Origin of the sequence: Bacillus sp. M13(2017), from assembly GCF_002218325.1 — a bacterium.
Classification (GTDB): domain Bacteria; phylum Bacillota; class Bacilli; order Bacillales; family Bacillaceae_G; genus Bacillus_A; species Bacillus_A thuringiensis_K.
Map to the genome: position 1 here is coordinate 82785 of NZ_KZ268513.1, position 18204 is coordinate 100988.

An 18204-nucleotide genomic window follows, 5' to 3' on the forward strand; every position below is an offset into this window, starting at 1 on the left:
TATCATTAAAAAGGTTCGATAGGTACATATATATCAACTATATGTTTATTTTCCGGGTGCTGCCTTGGGTCATTTTTATACATTTCAAAAGGATATGAATCTCTCGGTTTATATCCGCTATTGGGAAGCCACTCACCGTATAAGAAATCCCATGCTCCTTTATATTCATCTTGGAATATTTCAAAATGACCTACCGCATACTTTCCAGAAGGTATTACCATTATTCCATTGTCGTTCGTTTCTACTGCGGACTCATTCGGAATTGTTATGCATAAACTAGTTCTTAAATGATTGTCCTCAGTAAATTCATGATGATCGTGGTAAATGGTTAATACTTTCGTATCCTCAAATACATGATAATTTTGTTCAACTGCGTAATGAAATAATTTCTCTATCATTTTTGAAAAAGCTATAGTTAACTCTTCATATGTACCGATATGCCTTATGTATGCGACGTTTATATCATCTACTGTTACAATTTCAACATTCCCTCGAACCTTCTTACATTCATTGTATTGAGAAGTTCTTCTTACGTCTTTGCAATTCTTGCTATTATCGTTTCGATATTGCGACGGACTTACACCGTAATAATTTTTAAATGTACGGGAGAAAACTGCTGAATCTGTGAATCCGAAGTGATACGCAATATCTGTAATTGTCATATCCAAACGGTATGTAAGTAAATTTGTTGCTCTTTCTAATTTTAATCGGTTTACATACCGTGATAATGGCTCGTCTACTATACCTTTAAAAATCCGATGAAAATGAAACTTTGAAAATCCTGCTATATCCGCTAGCTCTTCAATGGATAGTGAATCATTTATGTGTGATTCTATATAATCTTGCACTTTATAAATGCGTCGTAAGTATTCATTTCTACTTTGTTTACTCTCCATATTTTTATCTCCTCACAACAAAAAGGCTACCGTTAAGCTAGTCTACTTTTACACATTTTTCAAAAACAAAACTCTACTAGCACCGTTCCCATCGTAATTTGTATGTACCGATACACCCTCTACCTCATCATCCCCAGCCTCAATTCGAAAACCGATTTCTTGATGAAACTGTATCGACTTTTTATTAGTTGGTGACGTAATTGCTTTTACAACTTTACGATTATTTGCACGAGCGACATCAAAGAAATAAGAATACAATGTCGATGCGATTCCTCTTCTTCTATACTTCGGATTTACACCGATAAAATGAACGTATGCTTCATCTTTATATGTTTGTGAAAAAAATCCACATAAGAAACCTAACGTTTCTCCTTCTTCTTCAATGATAAAACTCGTTTCTTGAAAGTGAACGAAAAACAATTTTGGCAACATGGCAGCCATGTCTCTCCCGCCCCACCAATCATTTAAAACAGAATGAATCTTTACATAATCTTCCCCTTGGATGTTTCTTACTCGCATATGTTTCTCCCTCTCACTCACTTCATTTTTTCATAAATTTTAATGACTGTTTCTACTAATAGGATGAATACCCATATCCCGCAAAATACAAGAACTGACTGAAATATAGAACCTAGCATAACAATACTTATTAAACCTAATTCTGATCCTGAAATGGACATTTCATCAAACCCCAGGTTATGTATAAATGGACCAGTTGAAAAAGCCATTAAAATAGATCCTATTAAATAAATCACACTCATTATTTTTAATATTTTTATAGAAAGATACGAAGTTTGTTCTTGCTCCACTTGTGATAATTCGATTTCTCCGTTCTCAATTCCTTTTTGTAAACAGTCTTCACATAGAAATTATTCCTTAATTTTTTTACCACCGTGCATCGTACCTGTTATTTCTTTACATCTTGAACATTTTCGATTTATCATGTTGTTACCACTCCAATCTATTAAGATTATACTTATATAATTCTATTTTTACCTTAATATCCCTTTTATGTATTTTATAGAGAAAGGTCGTGTTTTATGATTTCAAAACTCACGTTTGGCTCGAAAAAACGTACCGTTCATTATGTATTAAGACCTAGTTGTTATGCGAGTATTTTCCATTCATCTTCTTCAAAGATTGCTGTTATCCAAAAAGGAGACCGTTACTTTCTACCTGGTGGCGGTATGGAAGGTAATGAAACAAAAGAAGAATGTTTGCACCGTGAACTACTAGAGGAATTAGGATGGGAAATTGAAATTGGTCAGTACATCGGTAATGCGTCACAATATTTTTATGCAGAAATGGAAGATACATATTATTTAAATGATGGGTTCTTTTACATTGCGAACATGGTGCAGAAACAAACTGAAAATTGTGAGGAGGATCATGTTTTGCGATGGATGTCTCCCTTACTTGCTGTAAGACTTCTCGTTCATGATTATCAAAAATGGGCCGTTGAACAAGTCTTTTTATTACGAAAACAAAAATGATCTCCTTCTATATGAAAGAGATCATTTTTACTGTTAACTTACTTTTTTCAAATTGAGAGCAGGCTTTTTCATTCCGCCTTTTTTTACAACATATAAACCGATAAAGATAATAAGCCCGCCAACGAGTTGCATCATATTAACTTGCTCCCCAATTGTCACTGCCGCAAAGATAACTGCGAATAAAGGTACAAGATACATATAAACCATTACTTTTGTTGAGCCTATTTGACTAATACCGACATACCATATTGCTAGTCCGAAGATGGTCGCGAAGATGATTGAATATGCTAGTGATCCCCAGCTTGGCGTATCTACTGGCCATGTTAATGAATTTACGTTGAATAAACAGTATATAACTAGCGGTACAATTCCAATTAAAGTAGACCATGATGTGACTCTCATTGCGGAGTATTTTGTGATAAGAGGTTGCGCTAATATTGGATACCATCCCCACGCAATTGCTGCGACTAATCCAATTACATTTCCGAGCCACGCATACTCATAAGTAGCTCCTCCTGTATGTCCTGTTAATAAAACGAATGCTGCACCAATAAACGCTACTATTGAACCAATTTGTACTTTCATCGAAAAACGTTCTTGTTTGTGTAATACTGCTAATATCCCTGTAAAAATAGGTGACATCGCAATTAATAATGAGGCGTTCGTTGCTGAAGTATATTTCACAGATAGCATAAACATCGTTTGATACATTGCCGTACCAACGATGCCGACTGCTACTAATCGTAACCAATCTTTTCTTTCAATACGTAATGAACGTTCCATCATAAACGTAATAAGTAATAATACCGGAGATGCTACTAAAAATCGTAAACTATTAAATTGAATGGATGACATATATGCCACACCATACTTTCCAATTGTATAATTTGCTCCCCATACTAATGCAACTGATACTAGGAGCCATTCCATTTGCCATCGTTTCATCCGAATCTCCCCTTCCATATTTAGCATAGTAAAATTGGCTGGATATAACACCGTCCAATTGGCTGTTTTTTTACCCAGCCAATTTGTTATACTGAATATATATAAGAGATTCGGAGGCGTTTGTATGGAATGGAAGCTAGATAACGACAGTAAAATCCCCATTTATCAGCAAGTTGTTGACTTTATTGAAAAACGTATTACATATGGAGAACTTCCTCCAGGTAGCTTCCTCCCTTCCGAACGGAAATTAGCTACACAGTTAAATGTAAACCGAAGTACAGTAACGACTGCTTATAATGAACTACGTGCAATGGGAATTGTAGAAAGTACGACTGGTAAAGGTACACGTGTAAGTACACATATGTGGGGCGTTTCTCCAACATTAACGCCGAACTGGAGAAATTTCGTAGAAGGTGGTACGTTCTTACCAAACTTACCGTTACTTCGCCATATTCGGGCAGAAATACAACAAAATGAAAATATTATAGATTTCGCGAACGGAGAACTCGGTTGTAATCTTTATCCTCACGATCAACTACAAACGATTTTACGAGAACAACCGTTAACGCATTCATTAAGTTATGATCATCCGCAAGGCTATCTCCCGTTAAGACAAGCGGTCGTAAAATATATGAAAGAATATTTAAAAGTTGAGGCGACTGAACAATCCATTATGATTACATCCGGCGCCCAGCAAGCACTTCACCTTATCGTACAATGCTTATTAAATCCCGGTGATGCAGTCGCTTTTGAAAGTCCTTCACACTGTTATTCCTTACCGTTATTCCAATCAGCAGGTATTCGTATTTTCCCGTTACCTGTCGATGAACATGGTATTAATCCGGATGATGTACAGGAATTATATAGAAAGCACCGCATTAAAATGATTTTTTTAAATCCAAATTTCCAAAACCCTACGGGCACAATGCTTCATCCAAACCGTAGAAAAAAACTGTTATCACTTTGCGCAGATTTACGAATTGCGATCGTTGAAGATGATCCATCTAGTTTGCTGACACTAGAAAAGAAACAACCTTGTCCTACTTTAAAATCAATAGATGAAAATGGGACAGTCATTTATGTACATTCCTTATCTAAAATGATTGCACCAGGTTTACGAGTCGGCTGGCTTGTCGCCCCGCAGTCTGTAGTAGAAAGGTTATCCGACGCAAGACACCAAATGGAATTAGGTATGAGTATTTTCCCGCAGTGGCTTATGCAGCAATTTTTCGAAACTGTGCCATTTCACTCTCATATCGTACCGTTACGAAAACAATTAGCGGAAAAAAGAGACGTTATCGTTCGCGCCTTAAATGAGCAACTTCACGACAAAATCTCTTTTTCAAACCCGACCGGCGGTATATACATATGGGGAAAATTAAACGAACCGATAAACGAAAAACAACTCATTATGCAAAGTTTAAAACAAGAAATCGCCTTTATGCCGGGTAGTATTTTCGGCGCGAAAGATGGTTATATTCGTTTATCTTATGGAAAAGTGAATATTAATCAAATTGAGGAAGGGATTTCTCGTTTACGTGAGGCTATTTTGCTTTGTGAAAAATAATGTGAGATAAAGCCTTCTCGTTTGACAAAAGAAAAATCTACCATTATTATCAACACGAACCTAGTTACCCCGCATTAACGGGCAATAAAACTCCCAGCTCAAAATTTAGCTGTAACAAAGAAGTTAGGTGGGAGATTAACTGCCCGTAAATGCCCGATTGGTTCAACTAATAATCAGTGAAGGGTGAATCCCCCCACTGATTAAAGTTTCACTTTATAGGAGTGGTAAAAATGAAAATTTACGTTGATGCAGATGCTTGCCCTGTAAAAGATGTAATTATTTATGAGGCTACGAATGCAGAAATCCCTGTAACCCTCGTTACTAGCTTTTCTCATTATTCTAATGCTCAGCAGCCTAATGGTGTGGAAACAATTTATGTTGATTCTGGAGCAGATGCTGCAGATTACCGAATTATGCAGTTAGCAAAAAAAGAAGATTTAATCGTAACGCAAGATTACGGTCTTGCTTCGCTCGCTTTAGCAAAAGGCTGTATCGTACTACACCATAAAGGCTATAAGTATACGAATGATAACATTGAACAATTGTTACAAACACGATATTTAAGTGCAATGGTTCGAAAAAGTGGTAAGCGTACAAAGGGACCGAAACCATTTACAGCAGAAGATAAAGAGAAATTTAGAGCGCTCTTTAAAAGTATGATCGCCCATTAAAGATGAACCTTCTTTTCGAAAGGAAAACTTCGCAAAACAAAGAAGAGAATATCCAAATGAACATTCTCTTCTTGAGGTTTACCCGTTTAAAATGAAGGTAAATTATCTAAGTTATTTTCCTTTATTCCATCCGGTTCACTACGTATAATATCTCTGCCATACTTATGAAATACATCCACATGAGCTAACTTCCCTGATTTTGCTTCACTAAGAGCAGTCATATAATCTAACTCTCTCCCGCTACTTGTTTTAAACGCTATTAAATCACCATCATCATTTTTACGAACAGCAACAATTTGTTCTGCTCCTGAATTGACTTCATTGTCTACTTCAAATTGAGCTTGCTCTTCTCCTTGATGTAAGTAATCATTATAAACTTTTTCAAAGTCTTTATTGTCCATAACATTCACCTCCAGCACATTTTTTAGTATGGCTGGGAGGTAGTGGTTTTATGTACTTTTCTCTTAGAAAAACGTATTTTAATACCTACGCAAACCCTTCAAAGTCTCCAATATATCATCTGTAAAAGCTGTACTACCCTCTGTCTCTAAAGCTCTGAAATATAAACTTCTTAAGAAAGCTCTAATATTTTGTACTAAAATATCATACTGAGGATGCGGGATGTCTTCAACAATTGCTATACTATGTAACCAATTGCTCCACTCTTCCTCAGTTAAAAGATTTTGGTTACGTAACGACATAATTGGCGCTACTAATCTCTCATCTTCAAAGTGAATGTATACGTAGTCATGTAAGCGAACCTTCTGACGAACAGCAGCTAATATAGCATATGAAAACTCACGATTTTGGATTGTACGTGCTAAAGCATCAAGCGCATCTGCTGCATGTGCAGTAGAGTGTGCCCAGCCTTTTCCTTCTACGTAGCCTCTTACATCTTCTTCTAAATACACATATTCCAGCACTTGTTCTGCTACACTGTACAGTTGTTCTTCGGATAACAACGGTTCTCTTTCATGAACAGATAAAATAAGTGGTGGAATTAATACGGAGAATGCACGTTTAAATACAGAGTCTGTTCCCTTTTCACCAATTTTATAAAATAAATAATCAGGACTAATTGCTTGTAACATTAATCCTCTTAACTCTTTTTGTCTAAATACATCATTTGTAATCCATGTGTGAAGCGTACTATAAATTAAATCATCACGTAATTCAGCATCAGTTGATCCGATATAATCTAGCATCCATTGCGCATATGGATATGCATCTACGTCTTCTGGTACAGCATAATTGTTATTTTTAATTTGTAGTAGTTCTTCTTTTAGTTCTAGTACTTCATTCATTATATTTCTTGTCCCCTTTTTGCGTTTTTTATTGTCTTATCCCCTTTTATTTGCTTCATAAAATTAATTTAATTATAACAATAAACAAAAGGCTATACATATATTTCTGATTATGTATTACGCTCTTTCATGAAATATAACTTCTGGATTTCCTAAATCATTATTCTTAAATATAACATTCGTACACTCTTTTGGATTATGCTCATCTATATACATCTTACAGGCAGCATGATATCTGTTTAAAAACATCTTCTCTGCTTCTTCATAACTTCCAAAAGCTTCAGTTTCCCGCTTAGCACCACGTTTTCTCGCAATCTCAAAATTTGTATCTACAAAGATTTTGTAATCAAATAAATGCGCAACGTCTTTTTTCAATAGAAACGTTCCATCTACTATTAATATCATATTTTGCGTGGCCAATAGCGGCTCATTATGTACAGGCATATCCGTTATTAAGTTATGAGAAATCGTTTCATATTGTAAATTCCCGTTAGGTCCTAAAGGCATTAATAATCTTTCTTTGAAAGCTGTATAATCGTGTGCATCTTCATAATACCCCCTTGCAGATTCTTTTCCTTTTGCATAGCGAATCACTCTTGGATTATGAAAATCATCAATGCTGGCGCGTGTTACTGGTAATCCTCGTTTTTTTATTTCTTCCGCTAGTTCGTTTGCAAATGTTGTTTTTCCTGATGCTGTAATACCACTTACTCCAACTCTTGTTGGATAGGTTAAGTTTAGCTTTAAAATATAATCTGCAATTTTTTTGATTTGTTGTTTTCGGTTCATGATATCTCCCTTTACATTTAGTTTACATAATATTATTACAAGTAATAATACATGTCGCTATTTGTCGGTAAGTCGATATTCTTTATCGAATCGTCGATATATCGAAAAAATCGTTGATATATTTTAAGTTACGATAGATATATTTGAAAAATCGTTGATATATTATGAATGGCTTACTTTCCCTTAAACCCTCGATATAAAGCGGTCCGTAATTCTTGTTTGTATTCTTCAATTTCGGGCATATCGAGTTCTTCTGCTAGTCTGATAGCTAATTCAATATCATACGGTACACGTACGAGTTGAATGGAAAAGCTTGCGGCTTCTTTTTCATTGTACGTTCCTTCAAATATTAAATAAGAAGCTTGTGTAATTTCAAGAGGATTTCCTACGCTACCAGCATTACATAACGTTTTTCCTCTGAAATTTTGAACGAATGCTTGGTGAACGTCACCGTAGCAAACGACATCTGGCTTTCTTTCTCCTTCTATGTTCTCTGTGACCTCACTGTTTTCGAACATACTAACACGCTCTTCTCTTGAAGCGTGCGGTTGAATTCTTTCATATAAACTTCTCGGTGAAGCGTGGAACATACGAATCAATTTGCCACTCATAAAAAATTCGATTGAAAATGGTAAGCTTCTTAAATAATCATTTTGTTCTTCCGATAATTGTTTTTGATGCCATTTTAACGCTTCAAATTCAGTCGGTTTTGTAATAAAATCATCCCAGTTACCCATTACAACTACTTCACATTCTTTACGAATGATTTCAATTACTTCGCTAGAATGAGGGCCTTTTCCGACTAAATCTCCAAGACAAATAATGCGTTCAATTCCTCTTAATTTAATATCTTTCAGTACAGAATCTAATGCCGGAATATTGCCGTGAATATCTGAAATTACTGCTATTTTATCCATATGAATCCCTCCATTACTTATAGTTTATTATATCCTCATGTTGTGATTGATACCATTTTGGAATATAGGATGAAAAATGATTATGATCTTCTAAAATTCTGTTCAATCTTTCTTTCATATCATCTACTAAATGGGGCATGCTTCGGTTTGTCCATACGATATCCGCTGGGAATGTCATTGCTGCATATAAGGAGTACAGTTTCCAAAAATGAAGTGACGGTTCTCCCCCGCAATAACCATGAACTTGTCCAACTGCAAATGGTTTACTTATTCTTGTAGTAAAAATCGCTACGTTATAGAAATCGTGTATTGGATCGCCAAAATCATATCCACCAAAATCGATAACGATAAACTCCTTATTATGAATCATACTATTTGCTGGATGGAAATCATCGTGTAAAAAGGTGATTGGACGATTTTTCAATAAATACTTATGATTTTCTACAAAGGTTAATATGGGCTTCAAATCGAGAAATTTCACCTCGTAACCTTCTAATGCTTCTATATATCTTTCATACTTATTCCATCGAACCGTTTCCCATTTATTACTTACACTTTCTTTTTCAATTGAATGAATCCTCTTTAATACTTCCCCTGCTTTTCTTCCTGCATAATACTGTTCTTCCACCGATAGCTTCCCTAAACCTTCTTCACCATTTACACCTTGGACCCGTTCAAATACTTGAACACATTTATTTAATTCCTCAAGTTTTATGAAATGAATTAACTTCGGCGTTGGAATATGTAATAACTCTAATTGTTTCATATACGTATATTCTTCTTGTTTACGTTCAAAATGAACAGCATCACATACTTTTACAAAATAGGTTTCTTGATTCTTTAATTCAATTTTATACTTCTCTTCATGTGAAAAACCTTTTGAAATAGCTGTACACGTTGCAATACGAGGCCATTCTAGTATTCTCTCTATCTCTCTAAGTATTTCTTCCACAACGTTCACCTCTATTAATATATGTACAAACTACCTAGCACTTCATGTTTTCGTTTATTTCCACCTTTAAACTCTACTGCAAATGGATTTTCGCCATTCTTATTCAAATGTTCTAGTACTAGCCCTTCTCCAATCGGTTCACAAAATTGCACATGAATATCTCCAAATACTACACTTTGACACTCGGCATTCCATTTTTCATTTTTCACAACTGAGCTTGTAAATAGCTCCATTACTTCTTTCCATTTCCGTACTGTTTCTTGAACATTTTTTACTGCGTAATGAATCGTTTCAATTTGTTGCACTTTGTTTTTATGTTCAGTAATCGTCCCACTGTTACGTAAATCGTTTCTTCTTTCTTCGTTCGTTTCATTCCACTGTATAAAGAAAGGTAATTTCGGTCCGTTCTCTTCTTGCTTAACGAATAACATTTTCCATTCTAAAAGTCGGCCATCTTTTCTCATACGTTTCCCTTCAAATGGCCCTATCGTATGTAAGCCGTACTTATTAAAGTTAACTGCTAGCTCCTCAATTGCATCTGTTCGGATCGCGATTTGTAGCATTCCTTCTCCATTTTGTAGTTTCACCACTGTTTCTTGTACTAATGGATTTTCTGCCTCTTCCGCTTTTTCTTCATGTTGAACTGCTAAAAATTCTATATATGATAAATCAAAATAACTTAAACTATTCCAAGTACCCCAATTCGTATGCTCTCCGCCTAATACAGTATGAAATCCAAGTTCCTGCATTTGTTTTGCTGCTTCCTCCGGTGTACCATGTACTGCGTGTACGAGATGATCGAATCGTAACATGTCTTTCTCCCCTTTCTCTCCATCCTTTTATTGTATATTTTATTTTTCTTTCATTCAATTCAAAAAACTTTAAAACCCAGTTGATTTATACGATTAATATGTATTATAATGAAACAAATTTAATTATTGCTGATTGGAAAAACCAAAGGCACTTTTCTCATACGGGAAAAGTGCCTTTTTCATTTATTATTACAGGGGGATTTTTTATGCAGAAATTAATTGTCTTTGCTATTATTGGATTTTTCGCTCAATTAATCGATGGAGCGCTTGGAATGGCGTACGGGGTAACGTCTTCCTCTTTATTATTAATGTTTGGTATTGCACCAGCTGTCGCTTCCGCATCTGTTCATTTAGCTGAAGTCGTTACAACCGCGGCTTCTGGTGCATCTCATATCAAATTTGGAAATGTTGATAAATATACAGTTTCCAGGCTTACATTGCCAGGAGCAATTGGCGCATTTGTTGGGGCATGTTTTTTAAGCAATTTACCTGGTGATGTCATTAAACCGTACATTTCTGTATTTTTATTTACTTTAGGGGTTTATATTTTATTACGATTCATCATTCAAAAACAAATTGTTGCTTCAAAAAAACGTATGTCTGCAAAACAACTTGTGCCGCTTGGCTTATTCGCTGGATTCGTTGATTCAACTGGTGGTGGTGGCTGGGGTCCGATTACGACACCTGTACTTTTAGCAAGAGGAAATGAAGCGAGAAAAGTTATCGGATCTGTAGATACGAGTGAGTTTCCTGTTTCACTCGCTGCAACAATTGGCTTCTTCATCTCACTTGGCTGGGAACAAGTAAGCTGGGTTTGGGTATTTGCATTAATGCTTGGCGGTATTGTCGCTGCACCAATTGCTGCATGGTTAGTTCGCATCGTTCCAGCACATTTACTTGGCGTATTAGTTGGCGGTCTTATTATCTTCACAAATATTCGTACACTGCTTACTACATTTAAAGTGGATCCAACTATTATTTCACTTTCTTACGTTGCAGTTGGTCTTGTCGTTATTATTTCTATTTTCATTGCTGTTCGAAATCATTCCAATCGGCCTAACGCATCAACGGCTGAGTATCCGAATGATCAGAAGCAAATGCTACCATAACTATAAAAATACCGCCCAATTTAGAGCGGTATTTTTTATTTTTCTATTTTCCAATTAATCATCGTTTCTGTAGCATTTACTCTCTTCATATGTAACTTTTCTAAAACACGCATCGAACTATAATTATCTAGGAGTGTCTCTGCAATTATTGTTTCTACCTCTCCTGTTTTGAAAGCCCAATCGATTAGTTCTCTTACAGCTTCTGTTGCATAGCCCTGATTCCAATATTTCTCAATAAATCCATAACCGATTTCTACTGTTTGATTCTCATTTGGTTTCCCCTTAAACCCAATATCACCTAAAACGATACCATCTTCTTTCCGAAGAACATACCACGCCCCCCATGATAATAAATCCGCATCTTGTTTTATATTCCCTACATGCCCCACAATATGCGGACCGCTATTGTATCCTTGCTCGTTAGCGACTTGAATCCTCTCTTCTGTACACGGCACTATATAGAGCCTTTCTGTTTCTAATTTCATTTTGATTTCCCCTTTTTGCTTAAACGTTACTCTAATTATAACAAATAATATGACCTTATCATGAATGTCGAATTATATTTTTCTGAATTTTCTTTTAATTTAAAGGGTTTTTCAATATTTTTTGCGAAACATTTGTATAACAATTTTTTCTTTGCTTATTGCTACATAATAGTTGGTTCGGGTGGAGTTTTGCAAGCGTTTCCTATACAATAACCGATATTTTTTGATTTTTTCCTACAAAATATCTTGCAATATATTCAGAAAGTCATTACAATTGCCATATATTAAAAATCTTAGCAATATATAAATCCTCATCAATCCGATGAGGTAGAGGTTGCGACTTTTAATAGTAAAACGGACGAGACACAGAGAATGTCAGCTGACTCCGTTTGAAAGGAAAAGTTGCCGAAGTTTATATTTCTTCTCTGGAAATATGAGCTGGGGCTGTCTCCGAAAGGAACAGAACTGTCACGTTTACAAAATTACCGTGTAAACGTGGGGTGCTATCTTAACGGAAGGGTATGATGGGGTGGTTATTTGTGAAACGTTCCGCCAAATTCCTTTGGCGGTTTTTTGTATTTTTCTCCCCCGCTCCTTCCTAACCTACAAGAAAAGGAGTGTTGAACATGAATAGCGCAACAAATCAATCTACCTCTAAAACGCAAACTACACAAGGAAAAGGTGAATTAAGACGCGGTCTAAAATCAAGGCACCTTACGATGATTTCTCTCGGTGGTACAATTGGTACCGGACTATTTCTTGCCAGCGGTGGTGTCATCCATACAGCTGGACCTGGTGGCGCATTAATTGCATACGCCGCAATTGGAATTATGGTTTATTTTTTAATGACAAGCTTAGCTGAACTTGCAGCTTACATGCCTGTTACTGGATCTTTTAGCACGTATGCAACAAAATTTGTTGATCCATCACTTGGCTTTGCACTTGGATGGAACTATTGGTATAACTGGGCAATTACAATTGCGGCAGAACTAGCGGCCGTAACATTAATTATGAAATTTTGGTTCCCGGATACCCCTTCTCTTATTTGGAGCGGATTATGTTTAGCTATTATTTTCCTTTTAAACTACTTATCTGTTAAAGGGTTTGGTGAATCTGAATATTGGTTCGCACTTATTAAAGTAGTTACTATTATTATCTTTTTAATTGTTGGTTTCATGATGATTTTCGGAATTATGGGCGGCGAAACGGTTGGATTCAAAAACTTCACTGTTGCAGATGCACCATTTAACGGCGGTATCATGGCAATTATCGGTGTATTTATGGCAGCTGGTTTCTCTTTCCAAGGAACTGAATTATTAGGAGTAGCTGCTGGTGAAACATCTGATCCAGAACGTAATATTCCGAAAGCAATTCGTTCGATCTTTTGGCGTATTCTTTTATTCTATATCCTTGCGATTCTCGTTATCGGTTTATTAATTCCTTATACAACTGAAAGCCTTGCAGCAAGTGATGTAACAGTAAGTCCATTTACACTTATTTTTGAAAAAGCGGGCGTTGCCTTTGCTGCTTCTGTTATGAACGCTGTTATTTTAACTGCTGTACTATCTGCTGGTAACTCTGGTATGTATGCATCAACTCGTATGCTTTGGGATTTAGCTCGCCAAGGAAAAGCACCAAAATTCTTAGGCAAATTAGATAGCCGCGGTGTACCTGTTAACGCGTTAATCGTAACGTCAATTGTTGGTAGTATTGCTTTCATTGCTTCTTTATTCGGTGACGGTGTTGTATACATTTGGTTATTAAACGCATCTGGAATGTCTGGCTTTATCGCATGGGTTGGAATCGCAATTAGTCATTACCGTTTCCGTAAAGCATATATCGCACAAGGAAAAGATTTAAATGACTTACCATATAGAGCAAAATGGTTCCCATTTGGTCCAATCTTCGCATTTACACTTTGTATCATCGTAATTTTAGGACAAAACTACGGGGCATTTATGGGTGAATCAATCGATTGGAATGGCGTACTCGTTTCTTACATCGGTTTACCACTCTTCTTAGTACTATGGTTAGGATATAAATTTACGAAAAAAACAAAAGTGATTCCACTTGATAAATGTGAACTAAAATAAAGTGAAACGAGCAAACAAATTTGTTTGCTCGTTTTTTGTTGCAAACCTCTTTGCTTCCCTATTGCTCCTGTTTTTGCAATAATAAAGGAAATATAAATAAAGGTTGGGATACTATGAACATTCGTATTACTGATGAAGCAAAAGCAGCTATACATAGATTAGAACGTGAAGACAAAAAGATCATTCGCATTAGAGGGACAATGACAAACTCTTGTAGTATTTTCGTTGATGTCGATTTAATTTGGGATACATATAACGCAGATGATGTTGTATATGAAGATGCAGAGCTTATCGTACAAATGGATTCATTCACGAAAGACTACACTGGTGATACAGTGAAGCTTGATTATAAGACGACTGGTTTTAGTATTACGACTCCGAGTGAGACGTTAGTTTATGGATTGTCGATTAAAAAATAAAAATTGTTTTCATTTGACCACCGAGGTGAAAAAATGGATAATTATGTTCCGTTAAAATTTTTATTTAGCGAAGAATTAGCAGAAAAAATAGCTGATTCTATTTGTAAATACGATCCGAATTTCTCTAAAAAAAACTTTGTAACCTCTGTAACATGTAAAGTTGAAGGTTTAGAGTTAAAACAACGTATTGAAGTAATAGCAGATGAATTACAAAATGCTTTACAAAAAGATTTTAATGCAGCAATACATATATTACTGAAAACATTAGGACCAGAAAATACAACAGAAGTAGGCATGTTTACAAATGGATATATGTACATGCCTCTTGCAAAATACGTTGAAAAATATGGACTTAACAACTTTGAAACCTCATTCAACGCCATGTATGAAATAACGAAAAGAAATACTGCTGAATATGCCATTCGGCCTTTTCTTGAAACATACCATGAAGACACACTAAATATATTACAACAGTGGATTCATGACGAAAACAGCCACATTAGAAGATTAGTTTCTGAAGGTACAAGACCAAGGCTTCCTTGGGCTAAAAAAATAGGAGCTCTGAAAGGTGACTTTAAGTACAATTTACAGCTTCTTGAACCATTAATGAATGATACTTCTAAATATGTCCAAAAATCAGTAGCCAATCATATTAACGATATTACGAAAGAAGATAAAGAACTCGTTTTTCAATGGTTACAGCAATTACGTGATAAACAGCATCCTATTAATCCTTGGATTATAAAACATGGGTTAAGAACAGTTATTAAAAATGGTACTTTACCAAAAGATTTTTATTTTTGAGTATATTAAACAAAAACGCTATCCTTTCCTATGATTCTAGAAAAAGAATAGCGTTTTTTTACTCGTCCAGTATTTAGTAGGTATAACTTTTTATATTTCAAAAGACTTTTCTCTCTAAAAATATTTTTCATACAAATTTTCACATTCTAAAAAATCTATAAATTTCTTATAATGTGTCACTGTTCTTTCTAAAGCAATCATTAAAACAAAAATAAAATAAATTGCTTGGATTCCATTCATATAATTAAAGAGTGATTCAAATATATATACAATACTTGCAATCATAGAACAAAACCATAAATAAAACTTCATTTTCAACTTTTTAATTTTTTGCTTAGTTGTCTTACAATACTGACCATGAACTCTTATAAACAAATAAATTGCTGTATGTAAAATAATAATTGAAAATTGAAAACTTCGATTATCCTCCGAACTAAATTCAGAAAAATCTATTTCTAATGAATGTAATACTATCCAAATAGAAAATAAAGATAGCAGAAATACATATAAAAAACCAATTAATAATTCAAAAATAAAGAGCCAAGGTTTATTTATGATTGAGTAAAATGGATTTAGATATTTTATGGTTAATAAAAATTTTCTCACTAAATCAGTAATAATAATTGATGTATTAGTTATATTCATATAGAAAAGTAATGTTATTGGAACTAATAACATTATAGTGATGCCCCAAACAGTAATCTTAATGCCTGATAAAAAGAAAACAGCTCCATAAATTATAACTGAAAAAATAAAAGTTGATATTGGAACAAACATTAAAAATGTAAAAGTTCTTATTAAGATTAAATCCCCTAAAAAATCTTTTATTATGGAAACGTGTATTTTTTCCTCCTTGTATTTTTTCACAGTATCAACTATTTCTTTCTCAGATAAAAGAAAACACTTCAATCTATTAAACATAAAAAAACCCCTTTATATTAAAAAGATTAAAATATATACCAAACTGTTATTAAAATTTCATAAAAATAATTGTAAATTTTGTATAAGCATTTTTTTCACTTTCAACTGTAATTAAGGCGTGATGTGCCTCTATAATGGCTTTGACAAGTGCCAATCCAATTCCGGTCGATCCGTGCTTTTTAGAACTACTTGATTTATAGAATCGTTCAAAAATATGAGGTAATTCTTCAGCTGAAATTCCCTCTCCAAAGTCTTGGATTACTAGTTCTGTATAGATTGGAGAATTTTTGGCCTGAATCATTATTTTACCACCGGGTTTAGAATGTTCGATTGCATTCTTCAACAGGTTTAACAAAGCTTCCTGCATCCATAATTTGTCGTGAATAACGACTATTTCTCTTGGTGCATTCCAATCAATCAAAATATTTTTATCACTTATCATGCTTTGCAAGCGATTTAGTACTTCCTCAGTCGTATCTACTAAATTCCCTGGCTCTTTATCAAACGAAATCGCTTTTGCATCAATTTTTGCTACTTTTAACAAATTCTGAATTAAGACATTCATTCTAGAAATCTGAATATCATTATTTTGTAGTAATTGAGCTTGTTGCTCTCGGGATAGTTTCTCATTTAACAACATTTCATTATAGATAGAAATAGTTGAAAGCGGCGTTTTTAACTGATGAGATATATCCTGCAACATTTCTCCTAAAAACCGTTTCTCTTCAAGCAAATCATGCATATTTTTTCTAATGATATCCCTCATTGAACGAAATGAAATCGCCAGTTTCGCGAAATCCCCCTCTTTATTTTCATTGATGACAACCGAGTAATCTCCCTCGATTATCTTTTTTGCAGCTCTAGTAAGCTGGCTAATCTTATTGAAAATAATTTTTTGTTGCATGTAGTTTGCAACAAAAAGTAAAAATCCAAAAGCAATCAATCCCCACATCATAAATTGATTGTGATTAATAATTAGATTATTTAAGTGAGGAAAAAATTTTGAATCCAAGTCTTCATATAATCCATATTGCTTTAGGATCTCTGTCCCTTTTTCCTGATATTTACTTGAGTGAGACGAATGACTCGATAAGACTTTCATAATTTCCGCTTCATTTTCTGGATTCTGCTCTACCAACCTAGCTGTAATTTCCCCCCATGTTGCAATAGAGTCTCTTTTCAAATGATCATAAAATAATTGTTGAATAATAAATTGGTAAATCACAAATATAGATAAAAGGACGGCTAGTATCGTCATATAGCTTTTTAACTCGGTATTTTTCATTATCTTGCTCACCCAATCACGTCCTTGCTCCAACGATAACCATATCCTCTTTCGGTAACGATAAACTGTGGTTTTTGAGGATTGTCTTCAACTTTAGCTCTTAAACGCTTTATGTATACAGATAACGTGTTTTCATCAAAAAAAACATTTTCTCCTTCTGTTATTTGTTGTAGGAGTTCATCTCTTTTTAATGCTTTGTGAGAATTCTTCATGAAATTCAATAGCAGCTTGTATTCTAAATTCGTCAATGTAATACTTTCACAATTTTTATAAACCTTGACTAGGTTCGTATCGATTCTTATATTCTCAGATCTTAAAATTTGAGATGGCGTTTCTAGCGACGCTTGTTTACGCAATTGTACTTTCACTCTGGCCATGAGTTCCCTAACCCGAAAAGGTTTGGTTATATAATCATCACCGCCTATATCCAGCCCCATTACCACATTTGCTTCTTCATCTAGTGCAGTTAAGAAAATAATAATCGAATTCTCGTTTTTCTTTTTAAAATACAAACATAAGTCATAACCATTACCATCTGGTAGGCCGATATCAAGGATGGACAAATCAAATGTATTGTGAACAAACTGGTGTTTAGCTTCTTTTACACTGGACGCTCTAATCACCTCATAACCTTCATTTCTCAATGAAAATTCGATGGCTATGCCAAGAGCTTCATCATCTTCAACTAGTAATATTTTTTTATTCAAGTATGCCCTCTCCTTTTTTCCCCTAGCTTATATTC

At 34.7% G+C, this 18204-nt stretch carries 21 protein-coding genes and 1 riboswitch; of the genes, 7 read left to right on the forward strand and 14 right to left on the reverse strand.

Annotated features, from left to right (window positions below):
- Positions 1-5: 5 nt before the first annotated feature.
- Genes CGQ22_RS24565 through CGQ22_RS24575 form a run of 3 tightly spaced genes read right to left on the reverse strand, consistent with a single transcriptional unit; the run spans position 6 to position 1735 of the window.
- On the reverse strand, positions 6-896 hold the full coding sequence (locus CGQ22_RS24565) for an AraC family transcriptional regulator (RefSeq protein WP_089149485.1): 891 nt from the start codon (positions 894-896) through the stop codon (positions 6-8).
- A 48-nt stretch (positions 897-944) separates the two neighbouring features.
- Positions 945-1415, reverse strand: coding sequence for a GNAT family N-acetyltransferase (locus CGQ22_RS24570; protein WP_089149486.1), 471 nt, complete (start codon positions 1413-1415; stop codon positions 945-947).
- Positions 1416-1432: 17 nt separating this feature from the next.
- The gene (locus CGQ22_RS24575; RefSeq protein WP_080545888.1) at positions 1433-1735 is read right to left on the reverse strand and encodes a DUF3980 domain-containing protein; all 303 of its coding nucleotides are present in this window, start codon (positions 1733-1735) and stop codon (positions 1433-1435) included.
- 201 nt (positions 1736-1936) lie between these two features.
- On the opposite strand from CGQ22_RS24575, the gene CGQ22_RS24580 reads away from it, so the two are divergent.
- Positions 1937-2389, forward strand: a complete 453-nt coding sequence (locus tag CGQ22_RS24580; protein WP_089149487.1) for an NUDIX hydrolase — start codon at positions 1937-1939, stop codon at positions 2387-2389.
- A gap of 33 nt (positions 2390-2422) precedes the next feature.
- Here the strand turns inward: CGQ22_RS24580 and CGQ22_RS24585 are convergent, their stop codons facing one another.
- Positions 2423-3334: a DMT family transporter gene (locus CGQ22_RS24585; protein ID WP_000832982.1), complete on the reverse strand. Its 912-nt coding sequence runs from the start codon at positions 3332-3334 to the stop codon at positions 2423-2425.
- A gap of 124 nt (positions 3335-3458) precedes the next feature.
- Here CGQ22_RS24585 and pdxR point away from each other — a divergent pair, with 124 nt between their 5' ends.
- Positions 3459-4901, forward strand: a complete 1443-nt coding sequence (pdxR, locus tag CGQ22_RS24590) for a MocR-like pyridoxine biosynthesis transcription factor PdxR (protein ID WP_000454887.1) — start codon at positions 3459-3461, stop codon at positions 4899-4901.
- Positions 4902-5131: 230 nt separating this feature from the next.
- Positions 5132-5572, forward strand: a complete 441-nt coding sequence (locus tag CGQ22_RS24595; RefSeq protein ID WP_089149488.1) for a YaiI/YqxD family protein — start codon at positions 5132-5134, stop codon at positions 5570-5572.
- Positions 5573-5658: 86 nt separating this feature from the next.
- Here CGQ22_RS24595 and CGQ22_RS24600 read toward each other — a convergent pair whose 3' ends face one another.
- The 6 genes from CGQ22_RS24600 to CGQ22_RS24625 form a co-directional block, all read right to left on the reverse strand.
- Positions 5659-5973 carry a DUF3892 domain-containing protein gene (locus CGQ22_RS24600; RefSeq protein WP_000368864.1) on the reverse strand — a complete coding sequence of 105 codons (315 nt, stop codon included), beginning with the start codon at positions 5971-5973 and terminating at the stop codon, positions 5659-5661.
- A gap of 78 nt (positions 5974-6051) precedes the next feature.
- Positions 6052-6876 (reverse strand): DUF2785 domain-containing protein, encoded by an 825-nt coding sequence (locus tag CGQ22_RS24605; protein ID WP_089149489.1) that lies wholly within the window; start codon positions 6874-6876, stop codon positions 6052-6054.
- A gap of 117 nt (positions 6877-6993) precedes the next feature.
- Entirely contained in the window at positions 6994-7665 is a 672-nt protein-coding gene (locus CGQ22_RS24610; RefSeq protein ID WP_089149490.1) for a nucleoside/nucleotide kinase family protein, read from the reverse strand.
- 173 nt (positions 7666-7838) lie between these two features.
- Complete coding sequence (locus CGQ22_RS24615) at positions 7839-8582, reverse strand: metallophosphoesterase family protein (protein ID WP_000357617.1); 744 nt, start codon at positions 8580-8582, stop codon at positions 7839-7841.
- Between the two features lie 13 nt (positions 8583-8595).
- Entirely contained in the window at positions 8596-9534 is a 939-nt protein-coding gene (locus CGQ22_RS24620; RefSeq protein WP_089149491.1) for an aminoglycoside phosphotransferase family protein, read from the reverse strand.
- A gap of 14 nt (positions 9535-9548) precedes the next feature.
- Positions 9549-10346 (reverse strand): VOC family protein, encoded by a 798-nt coding sequence (locus tag CGQ22_RS24625; RefSeq protein ID WP_089149492.1) that lies wholly within the window; start codon positions 10344-10346, stop codon positions 9549-9551.
- Between the two features lie 98 nt (positions 10347-10444).
- Here CGQ22_RS24625 and CGQ22_RS24630 point away from each other — a divergent pair, with 98 nt between their 5' ends.
- Positions 10445-11455 (forward strand): sulfite exporter TauE/SafE family protein, encoded by a 1011-nt coding sequence (locus CGQ22_RS24630; protein WP_002181419.1) that lies wholly within the window; start codon positions 10445-10447, stop codon positions 11453-11455.
- A 35-nt stretch (positions 11456-11490) separates the two neighbouring features.
- Here the strand turns inward: CGQ22_RS24630 and CGQ22_RS24635 are convergent, their stop codons facing one another.
- The gene (locus CGQ22_RS24635) at positions 11491-11940 is read right to left on the reverse strand and encodes a GNAT family N-acetyltransferase (RefSeq protein WP_074594280.1); all 450 of its coding nucleotides are present in this window, start codon (positions 11938-11940) and stop codon (positions 11491-11493) included.
- A gap of 320 nt (positions 11941-12260) precedes the next feature.
- Positions 12261-12454: riboswitch (Lysine riboswitch) on the forward strand.
- 112 nt (positions 12455-12566) lie between these two features.
- Between CGQ22_RS24635 and CGQ22_RS24640 the strand changes: the two genes are divergently transcribed.
- The 3 genes from CGQ22_RS24640 to CGQ22_RS24650 all read left to right on the forward strand — a co-directional run bounded on the left by CGQ22_RS24640 (position 12567) and on the right by CGQ22_RS24650 (position 15256).
- Positions 12567-14033, forward strand: coding sequence for an amino acid permease (locus CGQ22_RS24640; RefSeq protein ID WP_001083381.1), 1467 nt, complete (start codon positions 12567-12569; stop codon positions 14031-14033).
- A gap of 113 nt (positions 14034-14146) precedes the next feature.
- A complete protein-coding gene (locus CGQ22_RS24645; protein WP_046946025.1) occupies positions 14147-14452 on the forward strand; it encodes an iron-sulfur cluster biosynthesis family protein in 306 nt (101 codons plus the stop codon).
- Between the two features lie 33 nt (positions 14453-14485).
- A complete protein-coding gene (locus CGQ22_RS24650; RefSeq protein WP_089149493.1) occupies positions 14486-15256 on the forward strand; it encodes a DNA alkylation repair protein in 771 nt (256 codons plus the stop codon).
- A gap of 114 nt (positions 15257-15370) precedes the next feature.
- Here the strand turns inward: CGQ22_RS24650 and CGQ22_RS24655 are convergent, their stop codons facing one another.
- The 3 genes from CGQ22_RS24655 to CGQ22_RS24665 are packed head-to-tail and all read right to left on the reverse strand — an operon-like array spanning position 15371 to position 18169.
- On the reverse strand, positions 15371-16177 hold the full coding sequence (locus CGQ22_RS24655) for a hypothetical protein (protein WP_000483292.1): 807 nt from the start codon (positions 16175-16177) through the stop codon (positions 15371-15373).
- Positions 16178-16226: 49 nt separating this feature from the next.
- A complete protein-coding gene (locus CGQ22_RS24660) occupies positions 16227-17462 on the reverse strand; it encodes a HAMP domain-containing sensor histidine kinase (protein WP_000798888.1) in 1236 nt (411 codons plus the stop codon).
- An 8-nt stretch (positions 17463-17470) separates the two neighbouring features.
- Entirely contained in the window at positions 17471-18169 is a 699-nt protein-coding gene (locus CGQ22_RS24665; RefSeq protein WP_001035094.1) for a response regulator transcription factor, read from the reverse strand.
- Positions 18170-18204: the final 35 nt, after the last annotated feature.

Excerpts from the sequence above, each read along its gene's own strand:
- CGQ22_RS24610 (WP_089149490.1), bottom strand. The coding sequence starts at position 7,665 with ATGAACCGAAAACAACAAATCAAAAAAATTGCAGATTATATTTTAAAG.
- pdxR (WP_000454887.1), top strand. The coding sequence starts at position 3,459 with ATGGAATGGAAGCTAGATAACGACAGTAAAATCCCCATTTATCAGCAA.
- CGQ22_RS24580 (WP_089149487.1), top strand. The coding sequence starts at position 1,937 with ATGATTTCAAAACTCACGTTTGGCTCGAAAAAACGTACCGTTCATTAT.
- CGQ22_RS24595 (WP_089149488.1), top strand. The coding sequence starts at position 5,132 with ATGAAAATTTACGTTGATGCAGATGCTTGCCCTGTAAAAGATGTAATT.
- CGQ22_RS24655 (WP_000483292.1), bottom strand. The coding sequence starts at position 16,177 with ATGTTTAATAGATTGAAGTGTTTTCTTTTATCTGAGAAAGAAATAGTT.
- CGQ22_RS24570 (WP_089149486.1), bottom strand. The coding sequence starts at position 1,415 with ATGCGAGTAAGAAACATCCAAGGGGAAGATTATGTAAAGATTCATTCT.
- CGQ22_RS24565 (WP_089149485.1), bottom strand. The coding sequence starts at position 896 with ATGGAGAGTAAACAAAGTAGAAATGAATACTTACGACGCATTTATAAA.
- CGQ22_RS24660 (WP_000798888.1), bottom strand. The coding sequence starts at position 17,462 with ATGAAAAATACCGAGTTAAAAAGCTATATGACGATACTAGCCGTCCTT.
- CGQ22_RS24645 (WP_046946025.1), top strand. The coding sequence starts at position 14,147 with ATGAACATTCGTATTACTGATGAAGCAAAAGCAGCTATACATAGATTA.
- CGQ22_RS24635 (WP_074594280.1), bottom strand. The coding sequence starts at position 11,940 with ATGAAATTAGAAACAGAAAGGCTCTATATAGTGCCGTGTACAGAAGAG.
- CGQ22_RS24600 (WP_000368864.1), bottom strand. The coding sequence starts at position 5,973 with ATGGACAATAAAGACTTTGAAAAAGTTTATAATGATTACTTACATCAA.
- CGQ22_RS24630 (WP_002181419.1), top strand. The coding sequence starts at position 10,445 with ATGTATTATAATGAAACAAATTTAATTATTGCTGATTGGAAAAACCAA.
- CGQ22_RS24650 (WP_089149493.1), top strand. The coding sequence starts at position 14,486 with ATGGATAATTATGTTCCGTTAAAATTTTTATTTAGCGAAGAATTAGCA.
- CGQ22_RS24640 (WP_001083381.1), top strand. The coding sequence starts at position 12,567 with ATGAATAGCGCAACAAATCAATCTACCTCTAAAACGCAAACTACACAA.
- CGQ22_RS24615 (WP_000357617.1), bottom strand. The coding sequence starts at position 8,582 with ATGGATAAAATAGCAGTAATTTCAGATATTCACGGCAATATTCCGGCA.
- CGQ22_RS24625 (WP_089149492.1), bottom strand. The coding sequence starts at position 10,346 with ATGTTACGATTCGATCATCTCGTACACGCAGTACATGGTACACCGGAG.
- CGQ22_RS24585 (WP_000832982.1), bottom strand. The coding sequence starts at position 3,334 with ATGAAACGATGGCAAATGGAATGGCTCCTAGTATCAGTTGCATTAGTA.
- CGQ22_RS24605 (WP_089149489.1), bottom strand. The coding sequence starts at position 6,876 with ATGAATGAAGTACTAGAACTAAAAGAAGAACTACTACAAATTAAAAAT.